The organism is Erythrobacter alti (genome assembly GCF_037996805.1).
GTDB classification, from domain to species: Bacteria; Pseudomonadota; Alphaproteobacteria; order Sphingomonadales; family Sphingomonadaceae; genus Alteraurantiacibacter; species Alteraurantiacibacter alti.
Map to the genome: position 1 here is coordinate 145298 of NZ_JBBNAX010000009.1, position 13893 is coordinate 159190.

8 protein-coding genes are annotated in these 13893 nt (G+C 58.9%); 2 read left to right on the forward strand and 6 right to left on the reverse strand.

The genetic code is table 11. From position 1 onward, the window contains the following. Nucleotides 1-60 precede the first annotated feature (60 nt). Nucleotides 61-2112: a TIR domain-containing protein gene (locus AAC850_RS12500; protein WP_340589126.1), complete on the forward strand. Its 2052-nt coding sequence runs from the start codon at nt 61-63 to the stop codon at nt 2110-2112. A gap of 2 nt (nt 2113-2114) precedes the next feature. Here the strand turns inward: AAC850_RS12500 and AAC850_RS12505 are convergent, their stop codons facing one another. From AAC850_RS12505 to AAC850_RS12530, 6 genes are all read right to left on the reverse strand, one after another. Further along, nucleotides 2115-2744: a hypothetical protein gene (locus AAC850_RS12505; protein ID WP_340589127.1), complete on the reverse strand. Its 630-nt coding sequence runs from the start codon at nt 2742-2744 to the stop codon at nt 2115-2117. 284 nt (nt 2745-3028) lie between these two features. Then, nucleotides 3029-4621, reverse strand: a complete 1593-nt coding sequence (locus tag AAC850_RS12510) for a serine protease (protein WP_340589128.1) — start codon at nt 4619-4621, stop codon at nt 3029-3031. 111 nt (nt 4622-4732) lie between these two features. Beyond that, nucleotides 4733-4981, reverse strand: coding sequence for a hypothetical protein (locus AAC850_RS12515; RefSeq protein ID WP_340589129.1), 249 nt, complete (start codon nt 4979-4981; stop codon nt 4733-4735). Between the two features lie 25 nt (nt 4982-5006). After that, nucleotides 5007-6956 (reverse strand): TIR domain-containing protein, encoded by a 1950-nt coding sequence (locus tag AAC850_RS12520; protein ID WP_340589131.1) that lies wholly within the window; start codon nt 6954-6956, stop codon nt 5007-5009. Nucleotides 6957-7023: 67 nt separating this feature from the next. Continuing rightward, nucleotides 7024-8907, reverse strand: coding sequence for a hypothetical protein (locus AAC850_RS12525; protein ID WP_340589132.1), 1884 nt, complete (start codon nt 8905-8907; stop codon nt 7024-7026). A gap of 32 nt (nt 8908-8939) precedes the next feature. Continuing rightward, a complete protein-coding gene (locus tag AAC850_RS12530; protein WP_340589133.1) occupies nt 8940-9395 on the reverse strand; it encodes an ion channel in 456 nt (151 codons plus the stop codon). 512 nt (nt 9396-9907) lie between these two features. Here AAC850_RS12530 and AAC850_RS12535 point away from each other — a divergent pair. After that, on the forward strand, nt 9908-13893 hold a 3986-nt coding region (locus AAC850_RS12535; RefSeq protein WP_340589135.1), incomplete at its 3' end, for a beta strand repeat-containing protein.

Sequence of the window (13893 nt, forward strand, 5' to 3'; positions counted from 1 at the left end):
GGTCGTTCCGGTCTTTTGGGCTAATCATTCCCCTGTCGTTGGCGCGGCAAGGGGGCAGCCATGGACGATCTCAAATACCGGGCATTCATCAGCTATAGCTGGGCCGATGCCAAATGGGGAAACTGGCTTCACCAGCAATTGGAGACTTATCGCACGCCCGCTGCGCTGGTCGGCAAGGATGGCGCGCACGGCAAGGTGCCCGCGCGCATCAATCCCATCTTCAAGGATCGGGAGGAAGAGGCGGCAGGGTCCAGCATCGGTGATGCGGTCGAAAAGGCCCTGGTGGCTTCCGAATTCCTGATCGTCATCTGCTCGCCCAATTCGGCGCAGTCCAAATGGGTCGACCGCGAGATCGCCTTCTTCAAGACGCATCGCGATCCGGACAAGGTGCTGGCGTTGATCGTCGATGGCGAGCCGGGTAGCGCAGATGCCGAATGCTTCCCCAAGGCGCTGACGCACCGGGTCGGCTCTGATCTTACCTTGGGAGACAGCCTTGCCGATGCCCCGCTGGCCGCCGATGCGCGGATCACGGGCGATGGGAAGCGCCGCGCCAAGCTGAAAATTGCCGCAGCAATGCTTGGCGTCGGGCTTGACGAACTGGTCAATCGGGATGAGCGTCGGCGCACGATCCGCACGCGCATCGTGGTTTCTGCATCGGTGGCATTGGCTCTGGTGATGAGCGGACTTGCCTGGGTCGCCGTACAGGCCCGGACTGAGGCTGAACGGCAACGCAACGAGGCGGAAAGCCTCGTCGAATTCATGCTCACCGACTTGCGCGAGAAGCTGGAGCCTGTCGGACGGCTCGATGCATTGGACGTGGTGGGCGAACGGGCGCTGACCTATTATGCCGGCCAGAACATTGGCAGCCTCGATGCCGACGCCCTAGGCAGGCGGGCAAGGGCGCTGCACCTGGTGGGCGAGATCAGCAATCTGCGCGGCGATAGCGAAGAGGCCTTGCGCGCCTTTCGCGAAGCAGCCGCTTCTACCCGGGAACAACTCGCCCGCGACCCCGACAACCAGCAGCGCATTTTCGATCATTCGCAAGGCGTCTTCTGGGTTGGATATATCGCCTATGCCCGTGGCGAAATGGAGGAAGCCGAGAGCCAATTTCGCGAATATCAACGCCTGGCAGCGCGGCTTGTGGAGCTCGATCCCGACAACACGGATTGGCAGCTCGAAAGCTCCTACGCGGAGACGAATATCGGAGTGATGCTGCGCGAACAGGGACGCCACGAAGAAGCCGAGCCTGCGTTTGCGACAGGTTTGGAGAGGATCGAGGCGGTTGCCGCGAGTGAGGGTTTTGATCCGGGACGCCAGGTCGAACTCGGAACTACGATCAATTGGCTGGCGATGACCAAAGACTCGCTTGGCAAATATGAAGAAGCACTTGAACTACACCGCCGAGAGGTGCGGCTTTATGAAGGTTTGCTGGAACGCGACCCGAACAATGCCCAGGCAAAGAACAGCCTATCGGTCGCGCTGCAATATGTCGGCCGACAGCATCTGAACCAAGGCGAATTGGTGGAGACGATGGCTGCCTATGATCGTTCGTTGGAATTGAATGCCGAACTCCGAAGACTCGATCCGCAGAACACTGCATGGATGGAGACAGGAGTGCGGGCAAATTTTACTTATGCTTCGGCTTATATCCTGTCCGATCAACTTGCTGATGGTCGACGCAAATTAAACGCCGGCCGTGCAATCCTTCGAGAGATGCTGGCGATGGATGAAACCAACACGGAGTGGGCAGGAGAACTACGCTCGATTGCATATCTAAACGAAACCCAACTGGCGCTGGCCAATCAGAATTTGCCAGCGGCCGAAAGGTTCTCACGGCTCGCAGTCAACTTTGGCGAGGCAGGAAACAAGTCCGCCGCATGGCGAGCGGAAGTTCGCCGCCTGGCGGGTGATGTGCAGATCGCATTAGGGCGGCGCGATCGTGCCCACGGACTTTGGAGTGAAGCGCTCGACCTGGTGCCTGTTTCACCCAGTACGGAATACCTGCGGTTTGTGCTCTACACACGGCTTGGTCGTGCAGAAGAAGCTGCCGAAATGCGATCGCGGCTGGATAGGCGGGGTTTTCGGTACCCCGCCTATACCGAGGTCCTGTAGCTCTAGTCGTTGAGCATCATGGGTGGTTCATTGCCAACGCCTCGGCTGCTGATGACCGGATCGATGGTGATGTAGTAATTATTGTATTCCGGCAGCACGAAAGCCATGCAAAACGCATAGGCCGGTGCCGTACTGGGCGTATCATCATCGATAAGGATATGCAGGTCGTCTGTGCGCGCGACCTCCATGCCGTCGATCGTCACCGGCTTCGACGCGTCGTAAGCGCGATGCGCGGCATCATTGAGTTGGCAGAACCAGAAATAACCGAAGTGCTTCTGCTGGCCGCTAGGCTCGGTATAGGTCCCGCCTTCTGAAGGCAAAGCCCAGCGCGCTACATTGCTGCCTGTCAGCGGGTTCCCATTCTGATCCTTCAGCTGGCTGGTATCGAGGACCAGAGTTATATCGATATTATCCGTAAACCTCGCATTTTGCGGCATATGCCGGATGCTGATGTCGCCGGTAACGGGATTGACCGCGTTGGGCATGTTCGGATTTGAAGCTGTCTCCTCATAAGCCATGGTTGCCCCGATTGAATCGGCGGCATACCAGACCAACGTTGGCGTGCACTTGATCGTCAGCGTCCTCTCCTGTTGTGCGCCCTGTGTCGTCTGCATTTTCGCTTGCTGTTCCATAGTTCCGTCTCCTCCCCATTGGATGCGTCACATCTGGCGTTCCAGCGCGGGGGTACGCGCTGGTCGCTACGCTCAAATACGACCCTAATCGAATGGACGCCCGTTATTGGCTGGCGCGGAGCTTCTGCACTTGCAGACTTGCGAAGATCCGCTGGGCCAATCCGGCTCCTAAACCGGCGGCGTGAGTCCCCTGATCGGACATGGTTTGCGCTCTTGCCGGGGGTTTGTAAATCCCGCCCCATGCCACTCGCAAAATCAGCAGGGCTACAGACATACGAGCGCGCCTAACATCGCGATGTATTACCGACGCTGCAGCGCAGTCGGACCACGCGTCCTGACCGGGCTGCGTCCATCGCCTGGCTGATCCAGTGGCGGTAATAGCCGACGTCGACGAAAATCTTGGCGGTGTCGCGCAATCCGCAACCCGGTCCATGGGACACAATCCCGATAAGCTCGCGTCCGGCAGGGGTGTTGCGGACCAGCGGGCCGCCGCTGTCTCCGCGGCACCCATCAACACCTGCATCGGAGCCAGCACATAGCTGCCCCGGCCAGATCGTTCTACCGCTCCATTGCCCGGTGTTGCCGCAGGTGCGATAATTGCGAACGAAAAGCTCACCGCGCTGCAGGATGCGCGAATAACGCTGCGGGCGCCCTCGCAGATCGCGCAATGTGGCGGTGTTGGCGGTCGGGCTGGTCAGTCCCCAACCGGTCAATTCGAACGGGCCTGCTCCGTCGTTTTCGCGATTGGTGCGTGTTGCCGGGATAGCGGTTCGCACCCTGCCGTCGCGAACGGGAGCTGCCAATTGCACCAGCGCAATATCGTGGCGATAATCATTGCTATGCCCACTGTATTGGCCGTGCATGACGACAGCGGAAACCTCGTATGCCTGACTGCTTGCAGACGCATCGGTGATGGCAAGCCTCACACGCATCAACTCACCGAAGCGGTCCTCGGCGCCATCGGTAAAGCAGTGCGCGGCAGTCAGTACCCAGCGGTTGCCGAGATAGACGCCGCCACATATGTGCTGGTTTTCCCAGTCGGGGAAATGTCGGCCGGAATGTTCGATCTCACTGCGGCGGCGTAGCGCGGTGTTATGTTCGCTCAACCCTGTCGCGGAACGGATGATCTGCGCCTGCCATGGAGCATCTCCGCGTACGACATCCTGGCCCCTGATAACCCGGCGAGTCGGCGTGTTCCACTGGCGCATAAAGTCAAAGGTTGCCTGGGAGCAGGGTGGCGGCTCTCCTTCCCAAGAGTCGGTTGCGCCTCGGCGATCCAGATCGTCCTGCAACGCAGCTGGCTGTGCAGAATCAAAATCGGGTGATCCGATCAACGGGTTTGGGGCAGGGTCTTCGGCCCATTCGGATACTCCGGGATATGCCGGTACAGGACAGCCTGGATTCGCATGTGAAACGAACAGCGACCAAGCCACTTCGCTATGTGGTGCATCACGTGTGTACCGGATCAGCGTTGGCCATTGGCGATGGTTGCTCTTTACCGCGCCCGAGACGAGCAACTCGCGCGCATCGTGGCCGAGGTAGCCGACGAAATCGAGGAAGGCGTTTTGCGCTTCGCGACTTTCCGAAAGCAAGTTCGCCGCCAGAATACCGCGATGGCCTACGTCAAGCCGCTCTGAAAATTCGAGCAAGGCAACCCGCCGGTCGCTTGTCAGCCCGGTGTAGAAAAGGCGGAATTGTTCGTCCTCATCCGGGTGGAGTTCGGCGATCAAATCATCAAAGCGGCGGTCCTCGCTTTCAGCACCGGGCAAGTCTTGCAGCTCAGGCTCGTATACGACGTCCTGCGCGCTCGCCGTTCCCGCAGTCATCGCAACTGCAGGAACGGCCAGCAGTACTGGCAGTAGAGCTTTTCCAATCATGTCACCTGTCCCCCCTCGATAGGCTATGGTCGCGAGTAACCGACCACAGAGGGACTGATCAGGATTGCATGACAATGCTGCGCGCGATCCCTCTGGATCGGCAATCTGCGATTAATTCGCCGGGATCGGGCCGCCCGCATCGCCATCGGGATTGATGACGGCTTCGACTTCGGCATCACCGTCATCCTCCATCATGGCTTCGTCTTCCATCATGGCATCGCCTTCCATGGCCGGATCGGCCACATCAGCGGTAGCTTCATAGGCGTCCGCTTCTTCCGCCGGCGCTTCAGCTTCTTCAGCACAACCCGTAAGACCAAGCGCGAATGCTGCGGTGACGCTTGCAAGAATGATCTTTTTCATCTGAATTTCCCCCGTCTATCGTCCACTACTCGCCCTCTGGAAGGCCGAGGGACGCAAGGATTGCCCTAAACCGGGGCTCTTGTCGAATCGGATCGAGCAGTGGGTCTACTCCGGTCCGCATAAGACCCGGGTCCTCCTTCGCCAATCCCGCTTCAAGCGCTGTCAGCGCCGCTTCGGTGTCGCCCCTGGCGGCAAGTACCTGCGCCTGCTGGTAGAGGCTGTTGTCAGCATATCGCGCAATCAGTTCGTCCAGCTTGGCTTGCCCTGCTTCGCGCCCTTCCAGACGATCCGCGACGATCGCTTGCCCCCGGAGCCTCACCAGGTCGGCTGTATCCTTCGCATAGGCCTCGCCGGCTTCCTCTAGGTCGTTTTCCAGCAGCGCGATGTCGCCAATAATGCTCCAGGCCGAGCTGACGTCCGGATTGAGCGAGAGGGCGGCCTGCGCTGCGCTTTTCGCAGCGTCGAAATTGCGTGCGGCAAATTCGATAATCCCGGCGTTGCGGAACACCTGCGCATTGAGCGGATCGATCCGCTCGGCACGTGCAATCGCGTCCCGAGCAGCGTCGAAATCGCCGATGTTGGAGCTGTATTGCGCGAATGCGCCGAGGATCTGGGCATTGCCAAAGCCAAGATCGAAACTGGTGCGATAAGGCTCCTCGGCGGCGCGTAGATCGAGCGAAGCTGACTTGATATAGCCGAGTGCTGCGTGACCTTCGGGAGCGTTTGGAGCCAATGCGATTGCTTCGCGTGCCTCAGCCTCCGCACGCTGGCGGAAATCGGCCAACTCGGCGCCCGAACTGTGGGAGGCGGCAACCAGCATCAGGCCCCAGCCGTAAATTGCATGGGCTATGGCGTAACCGGGATCGATAGCGATGGCGCGTTCGAATTCGCGCAAGGCTGCGCGGTCCATCTCTTCGCTTTCCGCCCGCCGCAACAGTGCAAGTCCCAGCATGTAGTGGTCGAGCGCCTCACTGTTCCCGGTGCCGCCGGGGCGTTCGGTTATGGACCCTCCTACATCCTCGGATGCGAACAATTGGTCGACCACGCTGGTTGCAAGGTCGCTGTGCAATTCTAGCGTAGCGTCGAAATCGCGCTCGAATACCTGTGACCAAACGTCGAACCCGCTGGCGACTTCTATCAGGCGAGCCGTCACGCGAACCTGATTGGCTGTCCTGCGCACCGCCCCTTCCAGCACGTAGGCGACACCGAGCCGCTCCGCGATCGTATCAAGGCCCTCTTCGCTATCTTCATATATGCGGGTCGAAGTTTCCGCTGCCACCAGCAATTGCGGGTTGAGGCTAAGAATGACGCGCAATTCCTCTGCCAGTCCGGCGGCAAAGTATTCCTGCTCGGTATCGCCGCTCAGGTTGCGGAATGGCAGGACAGCGATGCTGTTGGTCGCTGTTGCGGGCTCCAAGAGACCGCTTTTCCAGAAAGCCAATCCGCCCGCCGTTACTGCAGCCAGACCGCCTCCGGCGATGAGCATTGCGCGGCGTGAGAAACGGGCAGGGCCTGCGGTACGGGCAGGTGCTTTCGAAACGAACTCACGGCCATGCATCTCGGCAACGGCCTGCACCAATTGCCGGGCGGCAGGATCATCATGACCGCCCTTCCAGTTCGAAAAATCGATCGCCTGGAACTGGCGAAACCCGAGCGGCGCTATGCTTCCATCGAGCGAGATCGGAACCAGGCGGTGTCGATTGCGTCCGCTCATTGCCTCGTCGCGAACCCAGTTCGACCCTACCGACGTGGCGGACCACAGGACGACAACCGCTTCTGCACTTTCAAGCGCTTCTTCGGTAGATTCGACATAGGTTACGCCAGGCTTGAGCATCCCGTCCCACCAGACGGTGAACCCGGCCCCGTCCAACAGGTCGATGACGCGTTTCGCATGTTCCTGCTCGACGCGCGAATAGCTTACGAAAACGCTGGTATCGCGGCTGTCTCCGGACTCTGGTTCGTCGTTAGCGGTCATCAGATTGTGCCCATCCAATCGATACTGCGGCCAATATGCCATGTAATCGTGCAGGGCGCAGCCATCGTCATGCCGGAAGGGAGATATGCTTGCCGCTGAACACGGCCTGCCAGCTTTCGAGTTCCTCCACCACGATGGCATCGACGCCGTGCGTCACTTCGCGCAGCGTCCGATAGCTTATCGCATCATCCGGCCCATCTAGCAGGAGGCTGATCCGGTCACCGATGTCGGACAGCTTGCCTGCCGTGACCTGCGAAATGGCGGAAAAGCGTTCGAAGTCGCAGAAGAAGCGGATGCCCGCGATACTCGCCCCTGAAGTGGGCAAGGCGATACCCAAAAAGGTAAGCGTGAGCGAAACCGCTGTCGGCCATGCGTAAGGTAGCACGTCAACCGTCGCACCAAGCTTCAGAGCCAGGTAAATCGAGACCGATATGATCGCCAGAATGAAGAGCGTTTCGGCAAGTTTGTCGAGCCGGTGATCCACTTCCAGCAAGCGCCTGGCCTTGCTTGTGTGATAGTCCTGCTGGTCACGCACATGAGAAAGCAGGAGAGTCCGCGCAGCTTCACGAAGATAAGCCTGGCTCAGGGTGATCTCGGGCAGGCCGGTGCTGCGCAAACTGTGGCGTCCATAATTCTCGGGCCAGTCGCTACCCTCGCTGCGCGGCCATCTGCCCGCAGGCCGGATTACTCCGAGCAGGATCATGATGGGGCCGTGACGCAGATATTCGGCAACCCGGCGGGTTTCAAACCAGCGTCCGTGCCAGTCATAACGCTTCCCAATCAGCGTGATGGCGACGATCAACAGCAGCAGGAGGAGTTCGATACTGGCAAAGATCCACTTCTGCGCTGCAAGCTCGAGCGGGAGGTAAGCGGCGCCGATTATCACGGCGAAGGCGGCGAGGATGAAGTTCAGGCACATTCCGCTGCGGTAAGCATCGGAAAGCCAGCTCGAAATGCCATCGGTCCACTCGAATTGCGGCTCTATGACATGTTCGATCGCCTCCAGTTGAGCGGCATCGACAACCGGCAAATCGCGCGCTGCTTCGCTGACTGGCCTGCCGGGTTCAGCACTTGTGATGTCTGCAGCAGCAGCGGGCCGCGCACTGCCTGAGAAGGTTTTCTCGAGCCACCGATACAGACCCCAGATGCGGCTCTTGTTACCGTGCCACTGCTCGGCATCAATCGGCAGCCGGGCACCTTCGGGCACGATATTGATCGAGCGGTCGATTATGGCATCGAGTGCGGCAATATCATTGCCTGGCCTTGTCAGCACGTCTTCGGGCCGTGTGAGAATTGTCCAGGATTCCGGATTTGCAGGATCGATAAGCAGGACCGGGCAAGCGCATTCCAGAGCGGCGATCACCGTGTGTCCGGTTCCTCCCCTCAGGTTCGAGACTTTCCCGTCCCATACTGCGATCAGCAGGTCGGCGCGCTCGATCATGATCTGACCGGCCATGCCCACCCGATCATTGGATTGCGCTTCGAATGCCCTCTGGCGAGCAAAATCGGTCGGCTTCTCGAGCGCGGCAAGATAGAGCTGTTCGATCAGCGCGTCCTGTTCGGCAAGCTGGAAAACACGTGCTTTTCCAACCAGCTCCTTCAAAGCAGTGGCACGCGCCTGCACGTCGGCGTCCTGCGCTTCGCCACCCTGCGCCAGCGCCCGTGCGTCGCTCGCGGTCGTGGGCATGGCGTTGATGGCACAGTTCAGATCGCTGCCGAATGGAAGCGGCGCGACGAGCAGCCATCCGCGTTCAAGCGCAGAGCGGGCAGTAATCTGGTCGACACCTTCGGCAAGCAGGTTGTGGAGCCGAACTTCGCCCAGCACATGCGGCGATGCATTCATTCTCGCGTCGATGTGGTCGAACAGGTCGGAGAGTACCGCTTCCACTTCCGTCAGATTGGCTTCGAGAACCGCGTTGCTATGGCGATGTCCGGTTACCGCTAGCGACAAGTGACACGCCGGTTGTTGCGGCCGCACCGGCTTCACGGCGCTTCCCTTTCTGCGGTCCAGAGATTTTCCATCATCAGGTAACTGAAGGATGCGGTCCAGGCGATGAGCACCAGTCCAACAAGCGCCTCGACCCCTGTCACGATCCGTACGGCCCCCGTCGGTATCAGGTCACCCACTCCCAGCGTGGTATAAGTGGTTATAGAAAAATAGAAATAATCGACGAAGTTTTCGCTGTCTATCGCGCCCGAGCCGGCAATGCTGCCAAGGTCGGTGTTCCAGTGCATCAGGTAAAATGCGAATGCGAACAGCATCACTTCGGCAAGGTGGGCGATGAAAACGATGGCCAGAACGAAAAGCATCGGCCTGTTTTTCACAAAGACAACACCGCGCTTCACGACATTGGCGCACCATCGCAAGGCGATGTAATGTATGGCAAAGCTGACCACCACCAGGCCAGTCGTGATCAGACTCACGATGAATAACTGCACTGATTCCCCCCTTTGGATCAGCTCGCCTACGCATGTTCATGCCGGGCCAGCATGTGACAGTGCTTCAACACTGTCAAAGCAAACTCGGCAATCGGGCGCGTCGATTTTGAAGAAATTCGAGAGTTTTGAGGGGGTAACCCGATCTCGCGACTCGCGTCTCGCGGGATTGAAAAAGCGATGTGAGGGGCGCCGATATTCACGAAGATTTGATTTACCACCTGTGCCTTCGTGACACAGGACCGATGCCGCCGTCCTCAGTGGTTCCCCTGAAGTGACATCGAGCTTTGCCGAATTATGATTGGGAATCACTACGTTACCGAAGTTTCTTCTGGCCGCGCTCCATTAAATCACGAATGACATGATTCAAATCAAATGCTTAACAAGCTTGAAACCATATTTGATTCCTGTTGTGTTCTGCTTGCGAAGAGGTCTCTCGAAATTGAGCGACCCTTAACGTGCATTCGTGGTTCTGGAGGCTTTGGGGAGTCTTCGACCGCACACCGGGGGGTAACATGAGCGAAGAACTAGACGGCTTTGACAGCAGCATGATGGACGCCGAAGGCGTTGGCGAAACAGCTGCAACAAAGGGGCCCACCAAATCAGCATCGGCGCAGGCGCCCATGCAGGCAGCCCAGGTCATTCCAGCTGGATCGGACAACACCGTCGTTCTGCCGTCAGGGCAGACCATCGACAGTCTGGATTTCGATGGCCGCGATCTGGTCATTATCCTTGCAGATGGCACCCGTATCGTCGTCCCCGATGGCGCGATCATTGTGCCACAGCTTGTTGTGGACGGTACACCCATTCCGCCCGCCAACGTCGCCGCATTGCTTGTCGGCAATGAACCCGAACCCGAAGCCGGCCTGACACCAAGTTCTGGCGGAAATTTCGCAACCGACCCCGGCGCGATCCAGTCCGCTTTCGATCTCGGTGACTTGCTTCCCTATACCGAGCTTCCGCAGACAGCGCGCGTCGAAGAGGAAATCATCCCTGATCTCATCGACGATGAAGATCCCCAAATCGTCATCGAAACGCCGGACAACCCGGTAGGCGTTTCCAACGCGATTGCGACGGTCCTCGAAGAAGGGCTACCTGCACGTGCCAACCCTTCCGAACCTGAAGGAACCAATGCAGCCGGGAATGGCGAGACTACGAGCGGAACGATCGTATTTTCCTCGCCCGACGGCCTTTCGGCTATCCTGATCAATGGCGTGGAGATCACCTCCATTGGCCAGACTTTTGTCTCGCCTGTCGGCACTTTGACGATCACGAGCATCAATCTTGCGACCGGTGAAATCGGTTTCAGCTATACGTTGCAAGACAATACGCTGGCCGAGGAATTCGACGGGTTTTTCGAAGCCACCGTGATTGACACCGATGGTGACCGAGCAAGCGCGACATTGCAAATCCGCGTTGTCGACGACGGGCCGATTGCTTCTGACGATGTGGGCGTGGATCCGGTCGGCAATCACGAGCCGATCACCGGGAATGTGCTCGATAATGACGTTTCGGGTGCGGATGACTACCCGACTGAAGGCGGTGTCACAGGTTTCTCCAATGCCAGCGGTAACGCCAATCCGGGCGGCACGCTGCAGGGGGAATATGGCACGCTGACACTCGATGCCGATGGCACCTACTCCTACGTCCGCGACGTAAATACACCAGGAGGCGTCGAGGAGACATTCAACTACTCCATCGTCGACCAGGACGGCAGCACGTCCAGCGCGGTCCTGACAATCGAAATCGCTGACGGTCCCACGCTGATCACTTTCATTCCTGAAACGGGAGAGGGAACTGTCGTCAACGAAGCCGGACTGCCGGTGCGTAATGACGAAACGGCGGGAACAGGCGAGATTGCAGACAATGATCCTGCAAATAACAGTGATCCGAGCGAGACGACCAGTGCAACAGTCACGTTCAATTCGGTCGACGGCCTCGACAATGTCAGCATCAATGGCATTCCCATCGACCCGAACAATTTGCCGCAGACGATCATCTCGGATGCCACCGGCACGCTGGTAATTACGGCATTCACCTATGACCCGGTCAGCGGCGACGGCTCGATAACCTACGTCTACACGCTCGCAGACAATACCGGCGGCGATGATACGTCGGTCAGCTTCGAGATTTCGGTGACCGATCTGGACGGAGATACCGCCAGCGACACGCTGACGATCACTATTGTCGATGATGCGCCCATCGCTCTCGATGATTCCGGCATGGCGGGCACGGATGAGAACGCACCTATCACGGTAGATGTGTTCGCCAATGATACGGCGGGCGCTGACGGCGTTGCGCTCGACCAGATAGCCTTCGTCGATGGATCGCTCCAGGGCGGCGGATCAGTCACCTACAATGGCGATGGCACTTTCACCTACACGCCCGCGCCGGGCGAAGAGGGACAGGTTTCCTTCGACTACAGCATCACCGATGGTGACGGAGATGTCGCCACTGCGACAGTAACGATAACCCTCGCCGATGATTCCGAACCCACAATCGATGTCGAAGGTGACGACGATGTAAATGAGTCCGGCCTGCCTGCACGCGCCGGAGAGCCTGAAGGCTCCAATGCTGCCAGTGACAGCGAAATCGCTTCGGGTTCGATAGCGATCACGACTGGCGGCGACACGCTCGGATCGCTGACGGTCAACGGCCAGGATGTCACCGGGGGCGGCACGGTTGTTACAGCCAAGGGCGTGCTGGAAATCTCGGTCGTTGGCGGAGCCTACAGCTACAGCTACACGTTGACGGACAACACGCTGAGCGACCCCGATAGCGACACGTTCGCCCTCGTGGTTACGGACAGCGATGGCGACACAGCCAGCACTTCGCTGGTGATCGCGATTGTCGATGACTCACCAAGCGCCGAGGATGACGCAGCCGGATTGACCGCAGGCGAATATGGCCCGGTCGGCGGTTCGGTGCTGGCCAACGACACCCAGGGTGCAGATGGCGCGACCGTAACCAGCTATTCAGGCACGGGCGGCAGCGGCAGTGCTGGCACGGTCGTTCAGGGGACCTATGGCACGCTCACTATCGCGGCTGACGGAACTTTCAGTTACATGCGCGATGCCGGCACGCCAGGCGGCGTTATTGACACATTCAATTACGTCATAACCGATGGTGACGGGGACCAGGCCAATGCCGATCTGGTGATCTCGATCGCAGATTCCCCAACCACGCTCGATCTTCCGACACAAGGTGAAGACGGCACGATTGTCGATGAAGCGGGCCTCGACGGCCCGTTCCCGGGGTCAGCCGCCGCGACCGATGGTGAATTTACCTCCGGTTCCTTCACGTTTACCGCTCCCGATGGTCCTGCCATCGTGACGATCAACGGCATCGTGATTACGACCGTAGGACAAACGGTAAATGGCGTCTTTGGAACGCTGACTATTGATTCCGTTGCAAATGGCGAAATTGGCTACACTTACGAGCTGACTACGAACACCAATGGCGATACGACAGCGGATGCTTTCTCCGTCGTCGTCACCGACCAGGACGGTGATTTCAGCACTGACATCCTTGAGATCGCGATCATCGACGATGTTCCCGCTGCCAAACCGGACTCGGATTCCGTCACTGAAGATGGCCCGACCATCGCCAGCGGCAATGTAATCACGGGCGTCGATATTGCGATCCCCGATGCCAATGCCACCGATGGCGTTGCCGATGTGCAGGGTGCTGATGGCGCCGTTGTCACCGGCGTTGTCGCAGGCACGAGCGCAGGCCCGGTATCGGGGGACGTCGGCGGGTCTGTCGCCGGAACATACGGGTCGATCACAATCCTTGCGGATGGCTCCTACATCTACTCGCTCAACAATAGCGATCCGCTGGTGCAGGGCCTTGATGCCGATGATACGCTGACAGATGTATTCACCTACACGCTGACCGACGGCGACGGCGACACAAGCACGACGACGGTAACGCTCACCATCAATGGCGCAGACGATCCGGTTGTCATGACAGGTTTCAGCCTGCAAGGCGCAGAACAGACTGTCGATGAGGACGATTTGCCAGATGGCAGTTCCCCAGACAATTCCGCACTAACCCAATCGGGGACTTTCGGAGTCACGAGTGTTGACGGCCTCGCCACGCTTTCCATCGATGGCACTTCTATATTCGGCGCGGGCGTTACCTATCCGGTCACCATCGTGGGCGACTACGGAACGCTTACGATCATCGGCGTTTCGACCACCATGGACGCACAAGGCGATGTCGTCGCCGCTACGGTTAGCTACGAATTCGTCCTATCGGCTAATACTGACGATCACCTGCTCTCGGGCGAAGACAAAGTCACCGACAGCTTCGCTGTTGTGGCGACCGATACGGACGGTTCGACCGATACCAATTCGCTCGATATCGACATCATCGACGATGTTCCGAGTGCGACGGCGAACGAGAACAGCGTTGGCGAGGGAGCGAGCGTTGGCGGCAATGTGCTGAGCGACGATGACGGGTTCGGCGTGGATAGCCCGGGTGCGGACGGTTATGCCTC